Consider the following 26,776-nt stretch of genomic DNA (forward strand, 5'->3'; position numbering starts at 1 on the left):
ATTTAAATTTCATTTTATATTTCAGATTTGATCTCCTTACTTGTTTTTCTTTTTACCAAAATAATAAGTAAGTCCAAAACCAAACTTGTAATAATAATCGTCTCTGGTTCCTGCTTTTATATAATCGACATTATCACTAAAGTTGATGTTTTGTTCAGCAAATAATTTTAGTCCAATTTGGTCTGAAACCAAATATTCGAGTCCTGCTCCATACTGCAGTTTTCCGTATGTGTTTTCAAATTTCCGATTCATCGCAAGTCCGCCGCCGCCATATAAATACGGTGTTAATCGGTCTTTTGGAAGTAAAATCCATTCCAGATTAAGATCGTATGTTATATATCCTACATCGAGCAAATTTTTGTTGGCCAGATTTACAACATTTGTAGAAGCACTTATATTAAAGGAAGGTGTTAAAAAGAACTTTAATGCACCCCGCCCAAAAGGTCTTAAAAGCGGATCACGATAATCTCCGTCCATTAAAGCAGCTCCCCCCGAAACTTCTATGGCATATTTACCTCTTCTGTTTTCTAAAACTCTTCCATAAAGTCCTGTTACATCGGCAGTTTTATTTTCTTCATTATAGACTTTTATCAAATTATCGACCTGCCATTTTGGTGCATCAGCTTCCCAAATATTATCCTGAAGTCCTTCTAAGACTAAAGATTCTACAGCTTTTTCTATGGCTTCGGTAACCGCCATGTGTACGGGCTCATTTGTTGTATAACCTGTTTCAACTTCCAAAAGTCTTTTAAAATTTACATATCGAAACAAACTTTCATCAATTGCCTGCGATAAAATGGTTTTCGAGATATAAACCGATTTTAAAATTTTTCCGTTTGATGTTGAAATCATCCTTAAATAAATGGTAACACGATCCTGACGGTATTTTACAGATGCTCCGGCACCAAAATATCTAGCACCAAAACCTCCGGTAATAATATTAGAATCATACGAAACAATACCGCCTTCGAGCAAAACTCCGGCATATAATAAAGGAGTTAACTGTGGTTCATTTGGATTGGCATTTTTTACATATTCCTGTCTTGTAGCACGAATAAGGTTTCGTTCCTGAAGCAGGTTTCCAATATTTTCACGTTCAATTGGGATAAACCATTTTGAATCTTCTAAAGCCTTTATTAAAATTGAAGTTGCTCCCTGGGTTACGGCTGTACTAAAACTGCTTCCGTTTTCCTGTGGTTTATATTGTCCTGTTTGGTCACGGAATTTATAAACCCCAACTACAACCTGCTCTTTTGGTTTTGGCAGGTCTTTTAATAAAGATGTCGCAGGAGTGCTTTCTCCCAAAATTGCTTTTTGTACTCCGGTCGGCTGATTGTAATAAGCACCGCAGCCCGCAAAAAGAAATGCGATCAGAATAAATAAGTAGTAATGTAATCTCATGTTATTGATTTGGGATGATTACCTGAGTTTGTTCGCCGGTATTGGTATCTAAAATATTAAGTGTGAGTCCATCTGCTGATGGATAAACGTCGACAGAATAACTTCCGAAGGTATAAGAGCCTTCTTTAATACCGTCAGTACCAAATTGCTGTTTATAAAGCGTACTCGAAATCTGACTTAAGAGCTGCGAATTTAAATTGGCTTTAAACCGTTCTAGGTCTGTTTGTTCTTTTGTTTCGGCTGTTTTATCCTTTTGCTTATTTTGAGCCTCGGCACTGCTCAAAAGCCATTGATAATTAAAAGTGTCTCCGCCAAATGCAGGATTTACAGGTTTATAAACTAAGGCCTGCGCATTTATAAATGGAGAAATAAGCAGGAATACTGCGAGGATGGTTATAAATTTCATGTCGTTAATAATAAAATTAATACTGAGTGAAATATTTGCGCTCTTTTTCTTTTTCTTTCAAATAAGTGAAGGTTGCATTTACAGATTCTTCTGCAACAGCGTCTAAGAATTCGTCGTCTGGTCTGGCCAGAAACTCGTATATAACTTCGTTATCTATAGAAACGGTTATAGCGGTGTTTCTCGCAAAACTATATTCTTCACCTATTGTGACTATTTTATCAGCGTTGATTCCAATATCATTGTACTTGTAATAATACCTGTCATAAAAATCTTTTCCCATTTTGGTTTTGGTATCATCTGTAATAATTCCCCGCAAAACAAATCCGTCAGCAGGAAGAATTATTGGATCTTCTTTTTTTTTTCTTCACCCAAAACCACGCGGTCTTTTGCAATTATCTGCTTGTTTTCATCATAAAACAAAAGCAGTACAATTACTTCATCATCTTCCAGAAGATTGATCTGTGAGGTTGACAGTTTTTGTATTTCATTTGGCTGCAGGGTAAATATTCCAACCTGGTCATTATTTGACTGATTATTACTTTTATTATTATTTTTTATAACAGACAACCTGTATGCAGCACTTCTCATAACATCGGTGAGATTTTCGGCTGTACCGGTAATTTTTACATTTCCTTCAATGTTTTCTACTTCAATTTTAGCTTTTATTTTGTCCTGCGGCACCTGCCCGAAGAAAGCCATAGTAGTATAAAAAAGGACTAAGTTTATAGTATGTCTGTTTAAAAAACGCATGTTTCAATTTATTTATTAATAAGAATTATTGAAGCTCCATTTCCTGTTTGTGTAATTTTCATGTTTTTTGAAAGGGAATTGGTTCCAATATTCTGAATGTTTTGATTATCGCCTTTTTGAATCATTTCCATATTTACATTATAATTTGTGTTTAATGTAAAATCAGAAATTTTATTATTGTTTCCTTTTTGAATCACATTTTGTGTAATCGTTTTGGCTTTTTTATCCAAAAGCAATTCGTTTACATTTCCTTTTTGGTCAACAGAAACTTTGGTTTCATTTGATTGTAAATTGGCTTTTACTTTGTTTAAATCTCCAATCTGCTGAATTTGAACACCAGGCTGGATTTTTGAATTTAGCTCATTTTGTTCCTTTTTATCTAAAACCGAAACCACGCTCATTGCGGTTTCTTTTGAGTTAAAAAGTGAGGAACTGTAATGGCTGAATTGTGAATTGTCTTCTTTATTATACTGACCGTAAAAGGCAGGACAATAAAGAATTAATAATAGTATAGAGAGAATGAAAGTTTTCATCTTGATACATTTAAAATTAAAAAATGTGATAGTCGTTCTGCGACTATCACATTTGTATTTTAACCCTTAGTTGCTTTGAGTAACAGTGATTACATTCATGTTTCCTTTAGAGAAAGCAATACTGCTGTGTGCAGCACCAGTTTGAGTTACAGTTGCTGTATTTTTGTTTCCAATCTGTAATGTGTTTTCTGTTAACTTAGTACCGTTTTGTACAGATGTAGCTTGGTTTTCATCACCATATTGATAGTGGTTTGAAACATTTTTGTTTGCTGCAGTAGTACCGCTTGGAGAAGTTTGTGTCTGCCATGATTTGTTAGAAACACCACCTTGGCTGGCATAAGCTACGTTGTTATCTCCTTTTTGAGTTTGAGTAGCTTCATTTTTGCTGTGAGGACCAACCGGAACAGCTACACCATTAACATGTCCAATTTGAGCAGCTGTAAAAGGAGCTCCTGTTGGTTTTTCGTTACCAGTAGTACCTTGATCTACAGTTGCAGTGTTGTTGTTACCAGTTTGTGTCTGCCAGGCTTTGTCAAATCCACCAGTTGAGCTTGGTGCATTAACAATTTGATCTTGCCAGATTGTAGCAGAGTTGCTGTTTCCTTTTTGAGTTTGATAAGCTTGGTTATCATGGTTGCTTTGAGAAATAAATGCACCATTGCTGTTACCGTCTTGTTTTACATCAGCTTTATTGTTTACTGCATTGTAAGTTGCCGGTTGAATTCCCTGATAAACTTCTGATTTGTTTGAATCTCCTAACTGGTCAATTTTAGAATCATTTGTTTGTCCGTTTTGATTCACAATACCGGTGTCAGAATTTCCGACTTGGTTCACTGATGAAGTGTTACCTTGAGCGATTGCCGCTACTCCCACAAACAGCATCGCTGAGATGCTTAAAATTACTTTTTTCATAATAAATATATTTAATTGGTTATTAATACAACTTATTATGCAGGTTTTGATTTGGGGGAAAGTCTGGGGGCTTTACATCTTCATTTGAAAACAAAAATTGAATCTTTATTTCCTTTTCTCTTGACCAAAATTAGAAAACTTATTGATACACGATTCATGTAGAATTAGCTATTTTCCAATTACTTAACTTCTTTTCGATGAAATGTAAAACTATCTCGATGAACTACTAAAACGGCTAAAAATTTAAGTAGGAAATTACTTTATTATTACAATTTATTTACATTTAAGGACTAACATTTATTAAAATGAGTATCAATTAGACCAATTTTTCATTTTATCATAAAAAAACCTGTCTTTATCAAGACAGGTTTTTAACATTTCTAATTATATAAACTTATTTCGTGAACAGTAATTCTCTATATTTTGTTAGTGTCCAGCTTTCGTCATCAACTAATAACTCTAATTTATCGCAGTGATTACGAATTTCATCAAAATAAGGTTTTACTTTATTGCAATATGCTTCGGCCATTTTTTGAGCATCAGTCAATTGGTTTGCTTTTTTTCTTTCATTAGTCATTGCCAATACTTTAGAATTGATTCCTTCAATATGACCTGAAATTTCTTTAATTAAAGTAATCTGCTCTTTTGCAATGGTTTCAAATTCTTTTCCAAAGATTTCTTTTAGACCTTTTACATTTTCAATTAAAGTATTCTGATAACGAATTGCTGTAGGAATTACATGATTTCTGGCAATATCACCTAAAACTCTGCCTTCAATCTGGATTTTCTTTGTGTATTCTTCCAATTCAATTTCGTAACGGGCTTCGGCTTCAACGTGGTTAAAAATTCCAAGTTCAGCAAATAACTCCAAAGCTTGTTTTGATACTTTAGCCTTAATAGCTTCCGGAGTAGTTTTAAAGTTGCTTAAACCTCTTTTTGCTGCTTCTTTTTCCCAAGCTTCGCTGTAACCGTCTCCTTCAAAAAGGATTTTTTTAGATTGTTTGATGTATTCTCTTAAAACATTAAAAATAGCATCATCCTTTTTCATGTCTTTCGACTCAATTAGGTTCTCTACTTCATTTTTAAAGTCTATTAATTGTTTTGCTACAATCGCATTCAAAGTGGTCATTGCGTTTGAACAGTTTGAATTTGAACCTACGGCTCTAAACTCAAATTTATTTCCTGTAAAAGCAAAAGGCGAAGTTCTGTTACGATCTGTATTGTCTAATAATACGTCTGGAATTTTCCCAACTACATTTAATTTAAGATCTGTTTTTTCTTCTGGAGAAAGTTTTCCTGTTGTTACACTTTCTAACTCAGACAATACTTTTGTTAATTGCGCTCCAATAAATACAGACATAATTGCCGGCGGCGCTTCGTTTGCTCCTAACCTGTGGTCGTTGCTTGCTGTTGCGATAGAAGCTCTTAATAAAGTTTCGTTATCATTTACTGCTTTTATTGTATTAATAAAGAAAGTCAAAAACTGTAAATTACTCATTGGCGTTTTGCTCGGACTCAATAAATTAACTCCTGTATCTGTTGCCAGTGACCAGTTATTGTGTTTTCCAGAACCGTTTACACCTTTAAATGGTTTTTCGTGAAATAATACTTTAAAGTCGTGACGTTCTGCTACTCTCTGCATTACATCCATTAATAAAGAGTTATGATCTACAGCAAGATTTGTTTCTTCAAAAATTGGTGCTAACTCAAACTGATTTGGCGCAACCTCATTATGACGCGTTTTTACCGGAATACCCAATAACATACATTCCTGCTCTAAATCTCTCATATAAGTAAGCGCGCGGGTTGGGATAGATCCAAAATAGTGATCGTCTAACTGCTGTCCTTTTGCAGAAGTATGACCTAATAAGGTTCTTCCCGTCATCATTAAGTCTGGACGAGAATTTGCCAGCGCTTTGTCAATCAGGAAATATTCCTGCTCCCATCCTAAAGTTGCAGTTACTTTTTTTACGTTTTTGTCAAAATATTTACAAACTTCTGTAGCTGCTTCGTCAATTGCAGATAATGCTCTTAATAAAGGTATTTTATTATCTAAAGCTTCACCAGTGTAAGCGATGAATACAGTTGGAATACATAAAGTTGTACCATATATAAAAGCAGGCGAAGTTGGATCCCAGGCTGTATAACCTCTTGCTTCAAATGTATTTCTAATTCCACCATTTGGGAAACTTGATGCATCTGGTTCCTGCTGTACTAATTGTGCACCGCCAAATTTTTCCACAGACTCATTGCCGTCATAAGACGTTTCAAAAAAAGCATCATGTTTTTCTGCTGTTGTTCCTGTAAGCGGCTGAAACCAGTGTGTATAATGTGTAACGCCTTTTGATAATGCCCATTCTTTCATTCCCATGGCGATATAATCTGCCAGTTTTCGTTCTATCTTCGTTCCATGTTGAATGGCATCTCTTACTCCTTTTAAAGCATCAGAAGTTAAATACTGCTTCATTGCTTTTTCATTAAACACATTTGAACCAAAAAGATTAGATTTTCTATCAATTTCTTCAAAATGCACCGGCTTTCTGGTAGAAGCTTCTTTTAGCGCTTGGAAACGTAATGTTGACATGTCTATAATTTTAAAAATTCGTAATAATTTTCATTGAAAAATGATCGACAAATATAAACAATAAATAACCCTGTTTTAAACTTAAATTCGAGATTTTTATACGAGGATTTTTCAACAGATGAAGCTTTTTTTAAAGAATAATAAAGATGATGTAAAGAAATATAACAAAAAACCTCAATATTATTCATTAAATAAACATTTTTTCATAATTTCTTAACCCTAAAATTCAAAAACAACACCATATTTTTACGAATTTATTTTTTTATAGTGTTAAAAATTACTTTTTTTAAAATATACCCCTATCAAAATTGCGCTTCTCAAAAAAATAGTACTTCGTAAAACAAAATAGCCCCCTAATTTTTAGGACTAAAAAAATAAATCTATATTTGACCCAGCGAAAAAACAAAAAAAATAAATTTATATTATTATGGCTAAAATTAAGTTAGAGTACATTTGGTTAGACGGATATGAACCAACTCAAAATCTTAGAAGTAAAACTAAAGTTGAAGAGCACGAAAATTTCAAAGGAACATTAGAAGAACTTGGAAATTGGTCATTTGACGGTTCGTCAACAAAACAAGCTGAAGGTGGATCTTCTGACTGTTTATTAGTTCCAGTTGCAATCTATCCAGATCCAACTCGTATTAACGGATGGTTAGTAATGTCTGAAGTTATGTATGCTGATGGAACTCCGCACCCATCTAACGGAAGAGCCACAATTGATGATGATAATGATGATTTTTGGTTTGGTTTCGAACAAGAGTATTTCATCATGGATACTAAAACACAGCTTCCACTTGGTTTCCCAGTTGGAGGATACCCTGCTCCACAAGGGATGTACTACTGTTCAGTAGGTGGAAAAAACACTCACGGTAGAAAATTAGTTGAAGAACACGCTGATTTATGTATCGCTGCAGGAATCAACTTTGAAGGAATCAACCAAGAGGTTGCCTGCGGACAATGGGAATTCCAATTATTCGCTAAAGGAGCTAAAAAAGCAGGAGACGAAATCTGGGTTGCTCGTTACTTATTAGACCGTTTAACTGAGAAATATGGTTACTATATTGAATATCACCCAAAACCTCTAGGAGATACAGACTGGAATGGTTCTGGAATGCACGCTAACTTCTCTAACGAAGTATTAAGAACATGTGGAGACCAGGCTACTTACGAAAGAATTTGTGAAGCTTTCCGTCCTGTTACTGCTGAGCACATCGCAGTTTACGGAGCTTACAATGACCAACGTTTAACTGGTAAACACGAAACTGCTTCTATCCACGATTTCTCTTATGGAGTTTCAGACAGAGGATGTTCTATCAGAATTCCTTTAATGACTGTTCAAAAAGGATGGAAAGGATGGTTGGAAGACAGAAGACCAGCTTCAAACGGAGACCCTTACAAAATTGCTGCTAGAATTATCAAAACTGTTAAATCAGCTCTATAATTCAAAGCTTACAATATATTCTAAAAATGCCGGCATTACTGCTGGCATTTTTTTATGCGTTAAACTCTGCAAATTTTAAAAACATTTTGAATTTTACACACACAGAAACCTCATAACTCTATAATAATTAACATTTTACAAATAACAAATATTCCTTAATTTTAGGACTAAATTTAATTTTTAAGTTAAACATCAAAACTTATCTTTGTAAATCATTTAAAAAAATCAACATGATAGTCTGGACTCTCTTTTTGCTGGCCGTAGTTTTTATTCTTGCTTTAGATTTAGGTGTATTTAACAAAACACCTCATATTATAAGCACCAAAGAAGCCAGCAAATGGACCTTAATTTGGGTTACTTTATCCTTTCTTTTTTCAGGAGTAATTTATTGGCTTTACACTACAGATTATATCGAAAACCCTGATGGTTTAAAACCTGCAGTAGCTTCAATGAAGTTTATCACCGGTTATTTAATCGAATTATCTTTAAGTGTCGATAATATCTTTGTAATTGCCATTATTTTTGCATCGTTTAAAATTCCGCAAAAGTACCAGCACCGAGTTTTATTCTGGGGAATTCTGGGCGCAATTGTATTCCGCGGATTAATGATTTTCTTCGGAGTAATGCTTATCAATAAATTTGCGTGGACTACTTATATTTTTGGAATCTTCTTAATATTTACTGCTGTAAAAATGTTGTTTTCTGGCGAAGAAGAAGATTTTCACCCAAAAGACTCTTTTGTTTACAAAGCTTTAGGAAAAATTATTCCTATTACATCAGAAATGGATGGTGAGAAATTTTTCATTTTAACCGAAAAAGGAAAAAAAGCCGCTACCCCGCTTTTCGTAGCTTTGATTGTAATTGAGGTAATGGACGTTTTATTTGCTGTAGATAGTGTTCCTGCAATTCTTGCTATTACTAAAGATCCGTTTTTAGTATTCAGTTCTAATATTTTTGCTATTCTTGGATTGCGTTCTATGTATTTCTTCCTGGCAAATATGCTGGCAAAATTCAGTTATTTAGAATACAGTTTAGTTGCCATTTTAGCTTTTGTTGGTTTAAAAATGCTTTTACACGATTGGATACACGTTCCAGAATGGGCATCTTTAGGATTTATTGCACTTTCACTTTTAGTAGGAATATTGGTTTCACTTAAATTCGGAAAAGAAAAAGTATTAACTGATTCTGATTTAGATCAGCATTAATAGTTCTAATATATTAGGTATAAAAAAAAGGAAATCTTACGATTTCCTTTTTTTTTATTAATTCATTTCAGAATTAGTTTAATTGCTTAACATTGCTATCATCAATGTTATATTTTTTAATTACAGCATTATAATCTGAATAATCAGCTTTTGCTTTTTTTGCATTTAACCCGTCATCTCCAGGAATAATAACAACTCTAAACGTTTTTCCAAGTCTAAAACTACTTGGCAACTGAGATAAATCACTCAAACTTCCATCAATAAAAACTGTAACTCTATTTTTAGAAAAGTTAAAATTATACTGAGCAGTTTCTAAACCATCATTAAAGTAATATATCTGAGGTAACAATGCCCAGCTGTCAGTTGCATTTGGAGCACTAACTAACTCATATACCAAAACATTATCTCCAGACAACATACCTGACGGTGTACTGGTAACAGCAAAATCTGGTCCAGCAAAATTAACATTATTCATTTCATAAACATAAGGAAGCAAAACTCCTCCATCTTGTCCCGGAGGCCCTTCTGGTCCTTCACAGCTTGTAAATGCAATTAACCCAACAACTGCGAATAGTGTAAGTATCTTTTTCATAATATTATCTTTTTTAAGGTTTGTACTATAAAGGTATTCCAAAAATCAAACCAAAAAAAATCTTAAGGTTTAAAAATTAGATATTTTTCACCTATTTCTTAGTAACTACTTGATTTTTAAGCAAAATTTTATTGAAGAACAAAACGTGATATGGCAGTGAATTTTCCCAGTAGTCCCAAGTATGCGCACCCGGACGTTCGGTGTAATCGTGTTCTACTTTATTATATACTAATCGTCGGTGTAATTCTCTGTTTGGCTCTATCAGGAAATCATCTACACCGCAGTCTATAACTAAAGGCAGTTTGTTTGCTTTTATTTTATCGAGCATTCCCATAACAGCGTGCTGTGCGTACATTTCAGAACTATCACTTTTATCTCCAAAAACCGGCTGCATTAATTTTACAACCTGAGCCGATGATTCACGATTAAGCATGGTACCCATATCTACTGCACCGCTCATACTTCCGGCCGCACAAAATAAATCAGGATGCCTGGTCGAAAGATACAAAGCACCATGCCCTCCCATTGATAGACCTGTAATTACTCTTCCGTTTCTATTGCTTATTGTTCGGTAGGTTTTATCTACTTTTTGAATTACTTCCTGTGTAATAAAAGTTTCAAACTGACTTTCTTTATTTACCGGACTATCCAGATAAAAACTAAAGGTCTCGCCTTCTGGCATTACAATAATAAGATTGTATTGATCTGATAAATTTTGAACGAGTTTTTTGTTTGGCGTATTTTTCAGCCAATCGCTAAAATGTCCGTATGCACCGTGCAGTAAATACATTACCGGAAAAGCAGTTTTACTTTTAGCATACGAATTTGGCAAAACAACTGCAGCTTTGTAAGTTTTACTCATGGCTGCACTTGCAATTTGTAAAGTGTCTACTTTTGCTGCGTATGACATTGACGAAAGACACAGAAAAACGGCGAATAGTAAAATTTTAAGGTTTTTCATTTTTGATAGTTTTTTTTTCGATTAAAAGGAATGTAAATATACTTTTTTCCGAATAACTATATGAAAAATCTCACTGATTTTCTAAGAACAAAGCCTCTCAATTTTTTGTCACAGATTACACAGATTGAAATGATTTTTTTTTAGCAGACAAAAAGCCTCGAATTCAATGAATTAAATTCATGAATTCGAGGCTGATAAAATTTAACCTTCAACAAATATTAACTAATTATAATCTTGTGTTCGTGGCGGTATTGCGATGCGCTTTTTCCGGTATATTGTTTAAACGATTTACTAAAGTGGCTGAAATTATTAAAACCGCTTTCATAGCAAACCTCGTTTATACTTATTGGTTTTTCGGCCAAAAGTTTTGAAGCATGCACCAAACGATATTCGTTTACAAATTCAGTAAATGTTTTATTAGATATTTTTTTAAAATAACGACAAAACGAAGGAGTTGTCATACTTACCAGGCTTGAAACCTCGTCGATAGCTATAGACTGCTGAAAATTATCTTTAACATAATTAAAGACAACATTCATACGATCGTTATCCTGAGTTTGAAGTTCCATTGCAAAACCATCTGCATTCAGCATTGTGTATTCTTCAGACGAATCTAACTCATCCAAAATACTTAAAAGTGTAAGCAGACGTTCGAACGGAAGCTGATGCTCCATCATTTCTATTTTCTTTCCAATTTGTTTTTTTGTTTCGCCTCCAAAAGCAATTCCGCCTTTTGACTGACTCAAAACATTTTGAATCTTTCTCATTTCCGGTACTCCAAAAAAGCCATTCCCCAAAAACTCAGGTTTAATATGAATAACCGTTTCGTTTACGTTTCCCGTTTGTTCATTCGTAAAACCGCAGTGCGGCAAATTAGAGCCTATCAAGATCAAACTACCATTTGTGTAATAGGAAACATGGCTTCCTATTTGTCTTTTTCCTGCCCCGCCGTTTATATAAACCAACTCAATCTCAGGATGATAATGCCATAAATGAGCTTTGCTATTGGTCTTTTCGGCGTGTTTCGTGTAGGTAAAAGAACTTCCGTATGAGTTAGTTATCACTTCAAGAGCTGGGGCAATTGTTTTCATGATAAATCCTTTTAAAAAATAATAGCAAATTTAACAAAAATACCTAATATAATTTAAAAATTAACCTACAACGGTTTCGCAAATGAGAATTTTTCATCAAAATAAGCAAAAAGCCAAACTTTAAACAATCGCAAAATGCCCGTTTTTTAAACGACCAATATTTTTTTTCCTGATTTTTTTAATATATCGTATTAAATCGACCATTTTTATAGACATTTATTATTTCTGTAAGAATATTAGAAGTTTTAAAAAATCTTAACATTTAAAAATATTTGAAAAATAATAGCTGAATTAACAAAAACACCTAAAAAAAATCAAATTTTAACCTATAACGGTTTCGTAAATGAGAATATAGCACATAAATTGGAAAATAGAGTTGATATAAAAACAATACAGTCATAGTAATTTTACATCAGAGAATTAGAGATATAATTTTAAAAACAAATACTATGAAAAAGATTGTAAAATTAAGTTTAGTATGTGCGGTGCTTTTATCAGGTTTCAGTACTTATGCGATTGATGGAAATGAGGACTTTAATCTTCATGTATTAAAAAACGGAAAAAATATCACTTTTGGTCTTAATCAAGTACAAAGAGCAAAATTGGCTATATACGATAAAGAAGGTACATTATTCTATTCTGAAATTGCTTCAGGTAAAGATGGAATTTTAAGAACTTTCAACTTACAGGATTTTCCTGATGGAGTTTACTTTTTAGAAGTTGAAGACAACGCTAAAAAAGTAAGATACGAAATCAACGTAAATAATGAAGTTACAACTTTATCTTCAAAAGCAATATCATCAGTTTACAAAACAACTGAAAAAAATACAAGCGTAGCAGTACGCTAAACAAGTTATACTTCTCATAAGTATAAAACTAAGGTTAGATAGTTAGTAAAGTTAAAAACGTAAGTTTTAAAACAGCTCTTTGTGGTTATTGGGCTGTTTTTTTTTGCTCTAAACTTTTCTGAATTTTAGATTTTTTGCAGATATCTATAATTCTCATTGTTTTTCAAATACAAAAACTACATTCTTATTATATGTGTTCCACCGGTTGAAACCGCTGGCTATATTTCTTTTGACTGCGCTAATATTGAAAATAACACACTCCTCATTTAAATAAATCCAATTTCAAATACTCCCTGTGTTTTTTTTACCACAGAGACAAAGATTAGGATACTGATTGTGATTTATATTACGTTTCCGGCAATTGAAACCTCGGCTTTATTTTCTTGTTTCAGATTTTAAAAAACTTAGAATCTTAGAAACTTAGATCCTCAGAACCTTTATCTAAAAACCTTGAAAAATAACAACTGAATTAACGAAAACGATAAAGATAATTCAAATTTTAACCTATAACGGTTTCGTAAATGAGAATACAGCATAGAAATTGGAAAATAGAGTTGATAAAAAACACATACATCTAAAGTAATTTTACATCAGAGAATTAGAGATAAAAACATTAAAATAAAATAGTATGAAAAAGAATTTAAAATTGAGTTTAGTATGTGCTGTACTTTTATCAGGATTAAGTACTTATGCAATAGACGGAGGTAACGTTTTTAATATGCACGTTATGAAAGCAAATGGTAAAATGATCACTTTTGCTTTAAACCAGGTTCAAAAAGCAAGCATTAGCATATATGACAAAAACGGAAGTTTAATTTATTCTGAAAATGCTTCTGGAAAAGAAGGTATTTTAAGAACATTCAGTTTAGAAGAATTTCCAGAAGGAACTTATTTCCTTGAAATCGAAAACAACAATAAAAAAGCAAGACACGAAATTAAAATTACAAACGAAACTTCTGTTTTGTCTTCAAAAGCACTTTAATAAGCAGATTTCTGCAAACAATATAAACGCACTCATGCGTTGTAAAAATTTATACTCGCATACAGTATAAAAATGAGGTTAGATAGTTAGTAAAGTTTAAAAACGAAAGTTTTAGAAACAGCTCTTTGTGGTTATTGAGCTGTTTTTTTTGTGCTTTACTTTTCGATAAAAATCAATTAATACAACGACCTGTTTTTTGCATCAAATATTACAAAATTGTAAGATAAAGGTAAATTTACATTTTTGTAAAAACGTTGAAAAATAATAACCGAATTAACCAAAACGATAAATATAATTCAAATTTTAACCTATAACGGTTTCGTAAATGAGAATACAGCATCGAAATTGGAAAATAGAGCAGATACTTTTTTTGTAGTCCTTAAGTAATTTTACATCAGAGAATTAAACTAATAATTTAAAAACTAAGAACTATGAAAAAGATTTTAAAATTGAGTTTAGTATGTGCTGTACTTTTTACAGGAAGTACGTATGCAATTGATGGGAACGAAGATTTTAATCTTCATGTAATAAAAGCAAACGGAAAGCTTATAACATTTGCTCTTAACAGAGTACAAAAAGCAAACCTTGCAATTTACGACAAAGACGGATCTCTAATTTATTCTGAAACTGCTTCAGGTAAAGATGGAATATTAAGAACCTTCAGCTTAGAAGAATTTCCGGAAGGAACTTACTTTTTAGAGGCAGAAGACAATGTAAAAAAAGTTAGACACGAAATTAAAATTACAGATGATGCTACAGTTTTATCTGCAAAAGCAATTTCGACAGTTTATAAAGCAGGATATGCTGCTAAAAATACAAGCGTAGCAGTGCGCTAAAAAAGTTATACTTCTCATAAAGTATAAATAAGGTTAGATAGTTAGTAAAGTTAAAACTGTGATTGTTTTAAAAAACAGCTCTTTGTGATTATTGAGCTGTTTTTTTATGCTTTTAACCGAAGAAAAAAACTCTCTTTAACTTTTTTGAAAAATTATTCTTAATAATTATTAAAGCCGCTTTTTTTTGTTAAAAAATAATTTTAAAAAAGATAAAACCGCAAGTCCCGTATTTACGTACATAGCGTAGACAAAACACAGAAAAGGTTTTAATTCAGCATTTTAAACCTCAAAAAAGACAGTTTTTTTGATAAAAAATTAAAATTCTATTTGTAGTTTTGACCGTTCCACATTAAGTAATAAAAATAATAATTTAAAAAAAACATGACAAAATTTACCAAGACAGGTTTAGTTGCTGCCTTTTTTTTAGCAACAGTATTTACTTACGCCATTGATGGAAAAGGCGATTACATTTTACACATTCAAACTGGAAACGGAAAAGTAGTCAGCTTTACTTTAGACACAGTTGAAAAATCATCTTTTTCGATCTACGACGAAAACCACAATTTACTTTATGCGGGAGAATCTGCAGCAAACAAATTAGAAGTTTCAAAAACAATAAGCCTGGAAGGTTTTCCTGCCGGAACTTATTTACTTGAAGTAACAGCAAACGACAAAGTTGCGAAACATGAGATTAAAGTTGCTGCTAAAAAGGCAAAAACTGTAAAATTAGACGAAACTGTAAACCATAGTCCAGGATTTCGTCGTTAACCACTTTTTTTGCCCCACAAAAAAAATTAGAAAAGCAGCTCTATAAGATGGAGCTGCTTTTTTTTATTTATGATGGATTAAAATCCATCTCTACAATATGCATCGTTCCTTCGGAACTTAGAACTGTATAACCCCCAATATTGTCATTTCGAAGAAGGAGAAATCTCCGTAAGAAGCTCGACAAAGATTGAACTCTTCGCTGCGGAGTTACTTGCGAAGATTTCTCCTCCGTCGAAATGACAAACTGTATAGAATTTTATTCTTTAACTCTCTATCAAAAATAAAAACCTCTCATTTCTGAGAGGTTTTCTATATTCTTAAAAAGATTTACTATTTCTGATTTAGTAATTTTTCTAAATATTCGATTTTATCTTTTTCTGATTGAAGCAAACGCTCGTAAAGCTTTTTATTTTCTTCGAAAGATTCCATTAATTTATCTAACGGATTGAAAGTGCAATTATTAAGTCCAAAATAGTTATTAGGACTTTCATTAAAAGTATTAAAATAATTAATCATACCTTCTTCTGAAAAATTTTTAATTGCTTCTGCTGTCACACCAAGTGCTTTTGCAATTGCGATAAGTTTATCTTCATCAATCGTTTCACTATTTTCTAAAATAGAAATCGCCTGCTGATTTGTTCCTAAAGCCTGTGCCAAAGCTTCCTGCTTCATATTACGAAGTTCACGAATACGGCTTATTTTTCGCCCTATATGATTTGGTTTTGTTAGTGTGCTCATAATTCAAAGATAATAATTTAGTGTAAGAATCTGCGAGATGTAAAAAACATATTTAATCGTGTACCAAACACATAAAATTGATAGGTTACATAAAAATCTATTTCTTCCTTCGCCGAACCAAACAAAAGTACAATTTTTCTTATAATAACTTTATAAAAATCAAATTGTAAAGGATTTAAAAATATACGCCTTATGGAAACGAATCAAACGGAAAAGCTACAAAAACTGCAAAAATTAACCGCTCAGTATTTTACAACGCTAAAACCAACCAATGAAGCCAATTCTTATACCGCACAATTTAAAGTGGTCAATTATTTAGAACTCGGCTGCCTCATTACCGATTTGCTTAAATTGTGTATTCTGGCGCTTGATAATGATATGCATAATTTTTCTAAAGCAGATAAAAGTGCGACTATTAATGTGAGTCTGATTTTAGAAACCGTTCTGCATTTGTTTCCTATGGATGAAATGGAGTTTTTGGGGTTTGTTGGGGAAATTGTTGATTGATTTCTGTTTGCGATTCCAAAACGGTAAACATATAGCCCGTGGTTTCAACCACGGGAACGTAATATTGTCTTACTCGTATTGTGTACCCGTGGTTGAAACCACGGGCTATATTTGATAATAGGATTTTTATTGTTATTGCTGGCGCGAGCGTCACGCTCGTGCATTTCGTTGCGTTCACGAGCGGGACGCTCGCGCTAGCCGGGAAATTAGGATAACTTTTGTAAAAAAGCAACTATTTTTGAGAAGTAGCTTATAAAAATAGTGCTAATTTAGATTATTAATTATTCCGAAAATATCTTCACATTCCTGATTATCAATAAAGGTCAACATCATTTCAATTAAATGATCAATTCGATAATCATTTTTCGTTTTATATAGGCAATCTTGAAAATTTCCAACCCGACAAGAACGACATTGTGTAATTATGTTTCCATTGCATTTTTCTTTCAAATCTTTAATTAATGGATAAATATTATTTAAATACCAATATAGGTACCATTTGCCTTTTGCAATTAATTTTACATTACTTAAATTTAGATTTAATTCAAAAGCAAAATTTTCCAAATCAACCTTCTTGCTTTCTAATCTTGGTAATACATCATCTAAAAATTGAGAAGCAGAAATTTTATGTTCAGAAAAATCGTACCCCACAGTAGTGTCATATCCATTATTACAAGCATTTTTCAACGCCTCTAATGAAATAATATAAAGATTTTCAAGACTTTCTTTAAACGGATCTTCTAAAAAATGTAAAATTTCATCATCAATTTCTTCACAAATATTATAAGTTATATTAACTAAAAGTTGTCTTAAATTGTTTAAAGTTGCGAAATAGGTTTCTATGGAATAATGCTTTGTTACAAATAAACCTTTTAAATTTGGGATCTCTCGCCTAAAATCTCTTACATCTTTATCTATAATACCAATAATTTTATTTATATTATCCTCTCTTTCAGCATATTTTGTTTGAAGTTTTTCAATACAGGCAATTACCCCTTCACATCCTTCATGATAATCTTGAAACTCATTAGATTGGTAAACTTGTACTTTTTTATTAATACTCTTGGTCAATGCATCATAAATTTGAAAATCATCTTTGCCTTCAACAATTAAAATTGGTTCTTCAACCATAATCGCAGCAGCCATAACATCAAATAAGTCGTATTTTAATCCCATATTTATATTAATTTTACTAAATAATTAGAATTTTTATGAGAAATTGAAGGACTATGAGTCGCTACAATAATTTGAGAGTCAGGACTCAGCTCACTAAGTAAAGGGATTAATTCACGTTGCCATACCATATTTAGTGATATCTCTGGTTCATCGATTATAAAGAAGCTTCTATTTCTCCCCATAATTAAAAATAATGTCAAAAATGTCAGTAAATGTCTTTCTCCACTTGATAATTTATTTAAATTATGAGTAGTATTTTTACTTATTTCAATAAATGTCTCTTCCTCTGTAACAATTAGTTTTTTATTTCTATAAAGATGACTATTAAAAATTTCAATTAATTTACTTATTGATTTTAATTCTACATTCTCTTCTTCTACCTTACCTAATATATTAATTAATAAAACTCTAAATATTTTGCTACCTTCTATTTCTGATGATGGGTTTTGCTTATTCAAATAATTCAATAACTTTTTTTGAAGCCCTGATTTATCTAACTTTTCCACCAGTGAAATTAATACATTTCTTTTCTTTTCAATTCTCTCATTGAAATCTACTGGTAAGTCATAATTAACTTGTTCCATTTCAATATCAACTGCATTAGATATTGTATTGAAAAAAGCATTTTTTACTTTATCTGAAGTTGCCCTCTGCCCAGCTCTGAATTGCTTTATAATAGAATCTTCTATTTGATTAATTCCAATAAAATCAACAGAAATATGATTTTCAGCATCCCAATTTTCATTAAAAAGACTTTTGCTTTTTTTAGTTGGTTTGTCCTTAAGATCTAGCAAAAGATTATAATCGCTCCACTTGAAGGTTTGATAATTAGAATGTATTGATAATTTTTCGTCTACCTCTGAGAAATTTTGTATTACACCTCTGTTTACACCAAAAAGTATAGAAGTTTCATTAATTAAATCTTTAATGTTATCTCCCCAATCTACTTTTTTACCAATTATTTTTATAGTATTTAATTTTACTTTCTTTTGATCAAGTGAGTACAAAATTTTAACTTCTTTTACATTTTCTTCTAATAAGTAGGTGTCGTTCTTATTAAAGATTGCATGTATTATCTTTAAAAATGTTGTTTTTCCACTTCCATTTTCTCCGTAAATTACGGTAATTGGTTCTTTCGAAAAAATAATATTTATTTCTCTATTAGTTTCTTTAAAACCTTTAATATGAATTTCGGTAATTTTTATCATTGGTTATCAGTGTTTACAGCAATTTATAATTATCTTAAATAAATTAAAACTATACTATGATCTTTATTATACTATTAAAATATTTTATTCGCTAATATATACAAACATCTTTTGATAAAATTGAGGAAAACCGTAAAATCATAAAGTTTCTAGCTAAAACATAAAAAAACCTCTCAAAAATATTGAGAGGTTTTCTATATAAATAAAAAACAAAAAATTTACATATTCCTTCTATACTGCCCACCAACTTCAAACAACGCCGAAGTAATCTGACCTAAAGAACAAACCTTTGTAGCTTCCATTAAATGGTCGAATAAGTTTTCGTTTTTAATAGCTGCTTGCTGTAAAGTATTTAAATGCTCGTTTACTTTTGCTTCGTGGAAATTATGCAAATTATCCAACATTGTAATTTGGTATTGTTTTTCTTCTTCGGTAGCACGAATAACTTCTGCCGGAATTACCGTTGGCGAACCTTTTGAACTCAGGAACGTATTTACACCCACAATTGGGAAATCGCCGTTGTGTTTTAAGGTTTCGTAATACAAACTTTCTTCCTGAATTTTAGAACGCTGGTACATGGTTTCCATTGCGCCAAGAACTCCTCCTCTTTCTGTAATTCTGTCGAATTCCTGAAGAACCGCAGCTTCAACTAAATCAGTCAGTTCTTCGATGATGAATGAACCTTGAATTGGGTTTTCGTTTTTCGCCAAACCTAATTCTTTATTGATAATCAATTGAATCGCCATAGCACGACGTACCGATTCTTCTGTTGGAGTTGTAATCGCTTCGTCGTAAGCATTGGTATGTAATGAATTACAGTTATCGTAAATCGCATACAAAGCCTGTAAAGTCGTTCTAATATCGTTAAAATCAATTTCCTGAGCGTGTAACGAACGTCCAGAAGTCTGAATATGATATTTCAGCATTTGTGCTCTTTCGTTGGCTCCGTATTTGTTTTTCATGGCTTTTGCCCAAATTTTACGCGCCACACGACCAATAACCGAATATTCCGGATCTACTCCGTTTGAGAAGAAGAACGATAAATTTGGTCCAAAATCGTTGATGTTCATGCCTCGGCTCAAATAATATTCCACGTAAGTGAAACCATTTGAAAGCGTAAATGCCAATTGCGTAATTGGGTTTGCTCCCGCCTCGGCAATATGATATCCTGAAATCGAAACCGAATAGAAATTACGAACGTTTTTGGTAATAAAATATTCCTGAACGTCGCCCATTAATCGTAAAGCAAATTCGGTTGAGAAAATACAAGTATTTTGCGCCTGATCTTCTTTTAAAATATCGGCCTGAACCGTTCCGCGGACTTGCGATAATGTTTTGGCTTTTATATCATTATACACTTCCTGAGGTAAAACCTGATCGCCCGTAACGCCCAAAAGCATTAATCCTAATCCATTGTTTCCAGCAGGAAGTTCGCCTTGGTATCTTGGTCTTTCGATTCCTTTTTCTTTGTATAATTTGTTGATTTTAGCTTCAACTTCTTTTTCTAATTCATTTGCTTTGATGTAAATCTCACATTGCTGATCGATTGCCGCGTTCATAAAGAAACCTAACAGCATTGGCGCAGGCCCGTTAATTGTCATACTTACCGAAGTCAAAGCATGAACCAAATCGAAACCTGAATATAGTTTTTTAGCATCGTCCAGACAGCAGATTGAAACTCCCGCATTTCCAATTTTTCCGTAAATATCCGGACGCAAATCTGGATCGTTTCCGTATAAAGTTACACTGTCAAAAGCAGTCGAAAGACGTTTTGCAGGCATTCCCGCACTTACATAATGAAAACGTTTGTTGGTTCTTTCTGGTCCGCCCTCTCCAGCAAACATTCTTGACGGATCTTCGCCTTCACGTTTAAACGGATATAATCCTGAAGCAAAAGGAAATTCTCCCGGAACATTTTCCTGTAAATTCCAGCGCAGAATATCGCCCCAGCCTTCATACTTAGGCAAAGCAATTTTTGGAATCTGTAAATGTGATAAACTTTCAGAATGTGTTGCAATCTTGATTTCTTTATCACGTACTTTAAAGGAGTAAACTGGATTTTTGTATTTCGCAACCTTTTCATCCCAATTCAGGATAATTTCCCAATTGTATGGATCTAAATCCATTTTTACTTTATCAAACTGATTTAGTAAAAGATTTAAAAAGATTCTGTTTTCGTCGTGCTCTGCGATTCCGCTTGGTAAAACTGTAGAATCGTCGATTCCTGCTTTTGTAATCTGCGGTACTTTTCCAGAAACCGATTCGATGGTTTTGAAAATTCCGTATAATTTCTGAGCTACTTTTTGCTGCGAAAGTGCGATTTCGTCATAAGATCTGTTATTCTCTGCAATTTCAGATAAATAACGCGTTCTTCCCGGCGGAATCACAAAGATTTTCTCGCTCATCTCTTTAGTGATTTCAAAAGTCGATTTCAAATCTGAAGCCGTTTTTTCAACCACTTTATCCATAATCGCTTTGTACAGCGTGTTCATTCCCGGATCGTTAAACTGCGAAGCGATAGTTCCGAAAACCGGCATTTCGTCTGGGTTTTTATCCCAAAGATTATGGTTTCTCTGATATTGTTTTTTTACATCGCGTAAAGCGTCTAAAGCGCCGCGTTTATCAAATTTGTTTAAAGCTACTAAATCGGCAAAATCAAGCATGTCGATTTTCTCCAATTGTGTTGCAGCTCCAAACTCTGGTGTCATTACATATAAGGATACATCAGAATGATCCATAATTTCGGTATCAGACTGACCAATTCCCGAAGTTTCCAGAATAATCAAATCGTATTTTGCCGCTTTCAAAACCTGAATCGCTTCAGCTACATATTTAGATAAAGCCAAATTAGACTGACGTGTCGCCAGCGAACGCATATACACACGAGGATTATTAATGGCATTCATACGGATTCTGTCTCCTAAAAGTGCTCCTCCCGTTTTTCTTTTAGAAGGATCGACAGAAACTAATCCGATTGTTTTTTCTGGAAAATCAATTAAAAATCGGCGAACCAATTCGTCAACCAAAGATGATTTTCCTGCTCCTCCTGTTCCTGTAATTCCCAAAACCGGAATTTTAGAACTTGCATTACTTTCGTGGATTTTGTCAAAAACTGGTTTTGCAATTTCCGGGAAATTTTCTGCAGAAGAAATCAAACGTGCAATTGCCGTTGGGATTTTATTTTCGATATGATCGATTTCTCCGTTTAGTTTATCTCCAATAGGAAAATCAGCACGCTGTACCAAATCATTAATCATTCCCTGAAGTCCTAAAGAACGTCCGTCGTCTGGAGAATAAATTCTTGTAATACCATATTCGTGTAATTCTTCAATTTCGCTTGGCAGGATCACGCCGCCCCCGCCTCCGAAGATTTTAATATGTCCCGCTCCTTTTTCGCGAAGCAGATCATACATATATTTAAAGTATTCATTGTGTCCGCCTTGGTATGATGTCATTGCAATAGCATTGGCATCTTCCTGAATAGCGGTATTTACAACTTCTTCTACACTTCGGTCATGCCCCAAATGTATTACCTCTACACCGGTTGACTGAATGATACGGCGCATGATATTAATGGCTGCATCATGTCCGTCAAAAAGCGAAGCCGCTGTGACAATTCTTACTTTATTTTTAGGAATATATGATATTTGCTGTTCCATTTTATGAATATGATAATTTTAAGGGAGCAATTTACAAATTATTTTAATATTTATTTACAAACCAGCCTTTATGTTTTAAGAAAAATATATCGATTTCGTTAATAACTATATATAGCATTTTTAACCCTATTCTATTATTCAAATACCTTATACAGGCAAATTACACAAGTACAATTAAATAATTTTGTTTTTAAAATTAAATTCAAATACTATGGATGAGCGTTTAAAGATAAAAAAGCATGAGCTGGAAACAGAATATGAATATGATTACTTATTAAATATTGCTGGGAAATATGAAAATTTAATGAAAATAACTGGAAAAGAATGGATAAAACATTTTACTGATGACCAGCATGGCTTATATGGTTATATAGTTTTATATACTCAAGTACAAAATGGTGGATTTGTTCAACTAATCTGGAACGGATATTATGGTTATATTTTTGAGACACCATTAACAGAAATGATAACCAAATGGGGAGCTCCAAATACTGCTAAACTTTTAGAAAAAATAAAAACTGACTGTAATAAATTAGCAAAAGAAATAGGAAATAATGACAAGACAGATATAGAATCATTTTCAAAACTTTACAAAAAACATCCTGAATTTGAAGCATTTGATAAAGAGTTCTATGATCAAGATGAGTATTATGAAGTAAAAAATTATGTAGAAAAAAATTTAAGTGATTTTATTATTCTCGAGTAAATAAATATATGCCTATAATGATGGGGATTTGTCAAATATTTTGACAGATCCCTTTTTTATTTCCTTTCTGAAAGGGTAACAATTTTACTAACTAGCTGATATAGTTAAAGAAAGCTTAAAGACATGGCAATTTCGCAACATTTAAATAAAATCAATAAACATGTTTCGCCGCTTTCTAAAGTAATTTAGCAATGTAGAAAAGGCCCCAGATTTTTACCCAAAACTTGAAATCTAAGTAGTAACGTAAAAATTTAAATGAAAATGAAAACTTTATATTCACTAAGCATTATTTTAGCTCTAAGTTTTAGCGTCGTATCTTTTAGTAAATATGAAAGCACCGATACTAAAGAGCATAAATCTAACACCTCAATCTTTTACAATTCAGATAATGATGCTGTAAAAGAAAGCGTTTCAAATGAATTCTTCAAAAAATATACTGATTTAAAAAAGTATAAATCTGAAGTAATGTCATTATACAAAAACAGAACTCTGGGAACTATTTGGTTTGATGAAGACGAAATCAACGAATTTGGTTCTGTATTGTATGAAAAAGCAAAAAAAACAAACGATTTGGTTATTCCATACCAAAAAGAAATCGACCAGCTTTTTGATTCTTCATCAGAAAATAACATTTCTAAAACTGATGCCGATATGCTTTTAAGCTCTTTATATGTTCTATACGCCAAAAAAAGCAATTCAGACAAGAAAAAATTGTCTTATGATACCATGCTGAAAGATTTTTTAAACTACAGCACAATTGAAGAAGCTACTGCAAAAGTTGAAGACGATGGTAATCTTTATGACCAATATTACAAACTGCAAGGTGTTTTAAAACAATACAAAAAACTTGAAAAATCAAGTAAATGGAAACCTATTGTTGCCGAAACTCCTTATAAAGATTTACGACCTGATGCTGTTTCACCTACTATCGCACAGGTTAGAACCCGTTTGTATTTATTGGGCGATTTAAAACAAGATTCTAAAAGCGATTTTTATGATCGTGAGCTAATGGACGGCGTTATGAAATACAAAGTTCGTAATGGTTTTAAACCAAATTATATTTTAGCAGAAGAACATATTAAAGAAATGAATATTCCGGTTTCGGATAAAGTAAAAACTTTAATGCTAAACATGGAAAGAATTCGCGCTATTTCTCCAGAATTAGTCAACAATGACGAATATGTTTTGGTAAATGTGCCTTCGTATGAATTGATCTATGTTAAAAACGGAAAAATAGAATTAACATCAAGCGTTTTTGTTGGATCTCCTTTAACTAAAACTACCATTTTTAACGGGCAGATTGACAGAATCGTTTTTAGTCCGTATTGGACAGTACCTCAAAGTATTGTTCAAAATGAGTTAAGATCTAAAATAGCTGCAGATCCAAATTACCTTGCAGAAAAAAATATGGAAATGGTAAATGGTCAGGTAAGACAAAAACCAGGTCCGGATAACTCTTTAGGTTTGGTTAAATTTATGTTTCCAAACTCAGACGATATTTACATGCACGATACGCCATCTAAAACTTTATTCGATTTCGAAAAAAGAACTTTCAGCCACGGTTGTATTAACGTAAAAATGGCCAAAGAATTAGCCGTTGCCATGCTGAAAGATTATCCTGAATGGACTCAGGCAAAAATTGATAAAGCTATGGAAGGTAAAGTAGAAAGCAGTTTTAAACTTTCTAAAAAAGTGCCAATTTATATTACCTATTTTACTTCTTTGGTAAATGAAAACGGTGAAATTGGTTTCTTTCAGGATGTTTATGAAAAAGATGCTGAGTTAACTCCGCAGACTGCCCTTACCGCCAATTAATTTATTCAGAATACAGAATAAATCGGGAACTCATTTAGTTGGGTTTCCGATTTTTTTTCTCCTAAAAATTAACCTTAATTTATTATTTTTAAAACTTTTAGGAGCAAAAAAATGGTTTACTTTTTAAGAACTTTGCAAAAATTTTTAGCCATGAAAACCAATAATACAGAAGGTCTAACAATGTTTGAAATAAACGTATTAGTACAGCAGGGCGGACGATTTGTAGTTTTTCCGAATACTATTTCGAAACTTTTTAAAAAATTTAAACGTTCTAATATTTATTTTGTTCGTCCCGAAGAAAATACGTTTAAATATGCCTTAAAACACTTCTTTTTAAATTTAACCGTCAGCTGGAAAATGTTTCCATTAGGACCAGTCTATGTCGTTAAATCGTTGTATTATTTAATAAAAGGAGGAAAAGATTATACACAGACTATTCTTGAAGATTTAAACCAAAAAAATCCAGTCTATAATCCTGATATGATTTTTTAAAGTATAATTAAAATCTTTTTTTAGCAGGTAATTAACTTCTAAGATTAAGAAGAATAATTGTATATTTCGGGCTTATAACATTTTCTAAACTAAGCCTTTTTAACTATGCAAAACGATCATCAGCCTCAAAAAAATTGGTGGGACAGAAACTGGAAATGGTTTGTTCCAACCGGATGTTTAGGTCTTCTTACTCTTTTTGGTCTTTTCATTGCCGGAATATTTTTTGGCGTTACCTCAATGATGAAAGATTCTGATGCTTATAAAGAATCTATAGCTGCCGCTCAAAACAATAAATTAGTGATTGAAAAACTGGGAAGTCCAATCGAAACTGACGGAATGGTTTCTGGCAATATCAGCACGGCAAATAATAGTGGTAATTGCAATTTAGAAATTCCGCTCAAAGGTCCAAAAGGAAAAGGAACTTTGTTTGTTACAGCAGAAAAAAGAGGAAAATGGAAATACAGTGAACTAACTGTTTACATTGAAAAAACCGAAGAAGAAATAGATTTACTGCAGAAATAAAAAATCTATTGAACCAAACAACAATCTCATAAATGAAATCTTTTTTCTTTTTATTCGCCGGGCTTTTCCTGTGCGTTTCCTCTTTTGCACAATCTGCGGGAAATTACCAAGTTTATATTGATCGAATTAAACAGTTCTCAAAACCTGTGAGAGTTTTGCGTAACGATGTGGATGCTCAGGGAAATGGCTCTATTGAATTTACAAATCAAAAAAATCAAATACTTCGTTTTAGATTGTCTGATAACAAACTTCAAAAAGGAGTATGCAGCATTGCTTTTGAAATCTATTATTATGAAAATAATTATTTAAGAAAAATTGAATCTCTTGACAGCAATGGAAATTTAATTGGCTGTAAACTAAAACTAAAAGAAGAAGCCGTAATAGAATTCACAATCGAAAAACCTGCTTTGTACTTAAAGAAAAAGAAACTAATTGATGATGCCGAAGGAAATATCGAAATGAAAGATGATTCGAAAGAAAAAATTATTCGTGTTCGATATTTTGATGCTGCTAATAGACCAATAATGCAGTTACAGCCTGATTACATTTCAAGCAAATCGTACTGGGATTATACTATTCGAATGGCTTGGCCCTAGATAAGTTGTCAAGAAATTGAAATTCTAAGCTGCTAAAACTTGTG

At 32.5% G+C, this 26,776-nt stretch carries 26 protein-coding genes; 12 read left to right on the plus strand and 14 right to left on the minus strand.

The window, feature by feature from the left end; translation table 11 throughout:
• Nucleotides 1–36: 36 nt before the first annotated feature.
• The 7 genes from ACTJIW_RS06595 to ACTJIW_RS06625 form a co-directional block, all read right to left on the minus strand.
• Nucleotides 37–1,401, minus strand: coding sequence for a CsgG/HfaB family protein (locus ACTJIW_RS06595; RefSeq protein ID WP_440714926.1), 1,365 nt, complete (start codon nucleotides 1,399–1,401; stop codon nucleotides 37–39).
• A gap of 1 nt (nucleotide 1,402) precedes the next feature.
• The gene (locus ACTJIW_RS06600; protein ID WP_274252861.1) at nucleotides 1,403–1,807 is read right to left on the minus strand and encodes a curli production assembly/transport component CsgF; all 405 of its coding nucleotides are present in this window, start codon (nucleotides 1,805–1,807) and stop codon (nucleotides 1,403–1,405) included.
• 16 nt (nucleotides 1,808–1,823) lie between these two features.
• Entirely contained in the window at nucleotides 1,824–2,123 is a 300-nt protein-coding gene (locus tag ACTJIW_RS06605) for a CsgE family curli-type amyloid fiber assembly protein (protein WP_012024415.1), read from the minus strand.
• A 23-nt stretch (nucleotides 2,124–2,146) separates the two neighbouring features.
• Nucleotides 2,147–2,557, minus strand: a complete 411-nt coding sequence (locus ACTJIW_RS06610) for a hypothetical protein (protein ID WP_440714925.1) — start codon at nucleotides 2,555–2,557, stop codon at nucleotides 2,147–2,149.
• An 8-nt stretch (nucleotides 2,558–2,565) separates the two neighbouring features.
• Nucleotides 2,566–3,090, minus strand: a complete 525-nt coding sequence (locus ACTJIW_RS06615) for a hypothetical protein (RefSeq protein WP_440714924.1) — start codon at nucleotides 3,088–3,090, stop codon at nucleotides 2,566–2,568.
• A gap of 66 nt (nucleotides 3,091–3,156) precedes the next feature.
• Complete coding sequence (locus tag ACTJIW_RS06620) at nucleotides 3,157–4,002, minus strand: curlin-associated protein (RefSeq protein WP_012024412.1); 846 nt, start codon at nucleotides 4,000–4,002, stop codon at nucleotides 3,157–3,159.
• A gap of 394 nt (nucleotides 4,003–4,396) precedes the next feature.
• Entirely contained in the window at nucleotides 4,397–6,586 is a 2,190-nt protein-coding gene (locus ACTJIW_RS06625; protein WP_012024411.1) for a glutamine synthetase III family protein, read from the minus strand.
• 427 nt (nucleotides 6,587–7,013) lie between these two features.
• On the opposite strand from ACTJIW_RS06625, the gene ACTJIW_RS06630 reads away from it, so the two are divergent.
• Together ACTJIW_RS06630 and ACTJIW_RS06635 are read left to right on the plus strand one after the other, a co-directional pair.
• On the plus strand, nucleotides 7,014–8,030 hold the full coding sequence (locus tag ACTJIW_RS06630) for a glutamine synthetase beta-grasp domain-containing protein (protein ID WP_012024410.1): 1,017 nt from the start codon (nucleotides 7,014–7,016) through the stop codon (nucleotides 8,028–8,030).
• Nucleotides 8,031–8,260: 230 nt separating this feature from the next.
• Nucleotides 8,261–9,235, plus strand: a complete 975-nt coding sequence (locus ACTJIW_RS06635; protein WP_012024409.1) for a TerC family protein — start codon at nucleotides 8,261–8,263, stop codon at nucleotides 9,233–9,235.
• A 73-nt stretch (nucleotides 9,236–9,308) separates the two neighbouring features.
• Here the strand turns inward: ACTJIW_RS06635 and ACTJIW_RS06640 are convergent, their stop codons facing one another.
• The 3 genes from ACTJIW_RS06640 to ACTJIW_RS06650 form a co-directional block, all read right to left on the minus strand.
• Nucleotides 9,309–9,827: a hypothetical protein gene (locus ACTJIW_RS06640; RefSeq protein ID WP_440714923.1), complete on the minus strand. Its 519-nt coding sequence runs from the start codon at nucleotides 9,825–9,827 to the stop codon at nucleotides 9,309–9,311.
• A gap of 91 nt (nucleotides 9,828–9,918) precedes the next feature.
• Nucleotides 9,919–10,788 carry an alpha/beta hydrolase gene (locus tag ACTJIW_RS06645; RefSeq protein WP_012024407.1) on the minus strand — a complete coding sequence of 290 codons (870 nt, stop codon included), beginning with the start codon at nucleotides 10,786–10,788 and terminating at the stop codon, nucleotides 9,919–9,921.
• 218 nt (nucleotides 10,789–11,006) lie between these two features.
• Nucleotides 11,007–11,879 carry an AraC family transcriptional regulator gene (locus ACTJIW_RS06650; RefSeq protein ID WP_012024406.1) on the minus strand — a complete coding sequence of 291 codons (873 nt, stop codon included), beginning with the start codon at nucleotides 11,877–11,879 and terminating at the stop codon, nucleotides 11,007–11,009.
• Nucleotides 11,880–12,328: 449 nt separating this feature from the next.
• On the opposite strand from ACTJIW_RS06650, the gene ACTJIW_RS06655 reads away from it, so the two are divergent.
• From ACTJIW_RS06655 to ACTJIW_RS06670, 4 genes are all read left to right on the plus strand, one after another.
• Nucleotides 12,329–12,727 (plus strand): T9SS type A sorting domain-containing protein, encoded by a 399-nt coding sequence (locus ACTJIW_RS06655; protein WP_012024405.1) that lies wholly within the window; start codon nucleotides 12,329–12,331, stop codon nucleotides 12,725–12,727.
• A gap of 628 nt (nucleotides 12,728–13,355) precedes the next feature.
• On the plus strand, nucleotides 13,356–13,709 hold the full coding sequence (locus ACTJIW_RS06660) for a T9SS type A sorting domain-containing protein (protein WP_121361785.1): 354 nt from the start codon (nucleotides 13,356–13,358) through the stop codon (nucleotides 13,707–13,709).
• Nucleotides 13,710–14,140: 431 nt separating this feature from the next.
• Nucleotides 14,141–14,545 carry a secretion protein gene (locus ACTJIW_RS06665; protein WP_121361786.1) on the plus strand — a complete coding sequence of 135 codons (405 nt, stop codon included), beginning with the start codon at nucleotides 14,141–14,143 and terminating at the stop codon, nucleotides 14,543–14,545.
• 381 nt (nucleotides 14,546–14,926) lie between these two features.
• A complete protein-coding gene (locus ACTJIW_RS06670) occupies nucleotides 14,927–15,313 on the plus strand; it encodes a secretion protein (protein WP_121361787.1) in 387 nt (128 codons plus the stop codon).
• 330 nt (nucleotides 15,314–15,643) lie between these two features.
• On the opposite strand, the gene ACTJIW_RS06675 is transcribed toward ACTJIW_RS06670, so the two are convergent.
• Nucleotides 15,644–16,051 carry a helix-turn-helix domain-containing protein gene (locus ACTJIW_RS06675; RefSeq protein ID WP_440714922.1) on the minus strand — a complete coding sequence of 136 codons (408 nt, stop codon included), beginning with the start codon at nucleotides 16,049–16,051 and terminating at the stop codon, nucleotides 15,644–15,646.
• Nucleotides 16,052–16,243: 192 nt separating this feature from the next.
• On the opposite strand from ACTJIW_RS06675, the gene ACTJIW_RS06680 reads away from it, so the two are divergent.
• Entirely contained in the window at nucleotides 16,244–16,558 is a 315-nt protein-coding gene (locus tag ACTJIW_RS06680; protein ID WP_440714921.1) for a hypothetical protein, read from the plus strand.
• 264 nt (nucleotides 16,559–16,822) lie between these two features.
• On the opposite strand, the gene ACTJIW_RS06685 is transcribed toward ACTJIW_RS06680, so the two are convergent.
• The 3 genes from ACTJIW_RS06685 to ACTJIW_RS06695 form a co-directional block, all read right to left on the minus strand.
• On the minus strand, nucleotides 16,823–17,734 hold the full coding sequence (locus ACTJIW_RS06685; protein WP_440714920.1) for a hypothetical protein: 912 nt from the start codon (nucleotides 17,732–17,734) through the stop codon (nucleotides 16,823–16,825).
• 2 nt (nucleotides 17,735–17,736) lie between these two features.
• A complete protein-coding gene (locus ACTJIW_RS06690; protein WP_440714919.1) occupies nucleotides 17,737–18,942 on the minus strand; it encodes an AAA family ATPase in 1,206 nt (401 codons plus the stop codon).
• A 218-nt stretch (nucleotides 18,943–19,160) separates the two neighbouring features.
• The gene (locus tag ACTJIW_RS06695) at nucleotides 19,161–22,601 is read right to left on the minus strand and encodes a methylmalonyl-CoA mutase family protein (protein ID WP_440714918.1); all 3,441 of its coding nucleotides are present in this window, start codon (nucleotides 22,599–22,601) and stop codon (nucleotides 19,161–19,163) included.
• Nucleotides 22,602–22,812: 211 nt separating this feature from the next.
• Here ACTJIW_RS06695 and ACTJIW_RS06700 point away from each other — a divergent pair, with 211 nt between their 5' ends.
• The 5 genes from ACTJIW_RS06700 (at nucleotide 22,813) to ACTJIW_RS06720 (ending at nucleotide 26,732) form a co-directional block, all read left to right on the plus strand.
• A complete protein-coding gene (locus ACTJIW_RS06700; protein WP_440714917.1) occupies nucleotides 22,813–23,307 on the plus strand; it encodes a DMP19 family protein in 495 nt (164 codons plus the stop codon).
• 261 nt (nucleotides 23,308–23,568) lie between these two features.
• On the plus strand, nucleotides 23,569–25,122 hold the full coding sequence (locus ACTJIW_RS06705) for a L,D-transpeptidase family protein (RefSeq protein WP_440714916.1): 1,554 nt from the start codon (nucleotides 23,569–23,571) through the stop codon (nucleotides 25,120–25,122).
• 150 nt (nucleotides 25,123–25,272) lie between these two features.
• Nucleotides 25,273–25,614 carry a hypothetical protein gene (locus ACTJIW_RS06710; RefSeq protein ID WP_044048298.1) on the plus strand — a complete coding sequence of 114 codons (342 nt, stop codon included), beginning with the start codon at nucleotides 25,273–25,275 and terminating at the stop codon, nucleotides 25,612–25,614.
• A gap of 105 nt (nucleotides 25,615–25,719) precedes the next feature.
• Nucleotides 25,720–26,136 (plus strand): cytochrome c oxidase assembly factor Coa1 family protein, encoded by a 417-nt coding sequence (locus ACTJIW_RS06715; protein ID WP_012024395.1) that lies wholly within the window; start codon nucleotides 25,720–25,722, stop codon nucleotides 26,134–26,136.
• A gap of 32 nt (nucleotides 26,137–26,168) precedes the next feature.
• Nucleotides 26,169–26,732 carry a hypothetical protein gene (locus ACTJIW_RS06720; protein ID WP_440714915.1) on the plus strand — a complete coding sequence of 188 codons (564 nt, stop codon included), beginning with the start codon at nucleotides 26,169–26,171 and terminating at the stop codon, nucleotides 26,730–26,732.
• Nucleotides 26,733–26,776: the final 44 nt, after the last annotated feature.

Source organism: Flavobacterium sp. 22659, from assembly GCF_052044235.1.
GTDB lineage: Bacteria > Bacteroidota > Bacteroidia > Flavobacteriales > Flavobacteriaceae > Flavobacterium > Flavobacterium johnsoniae.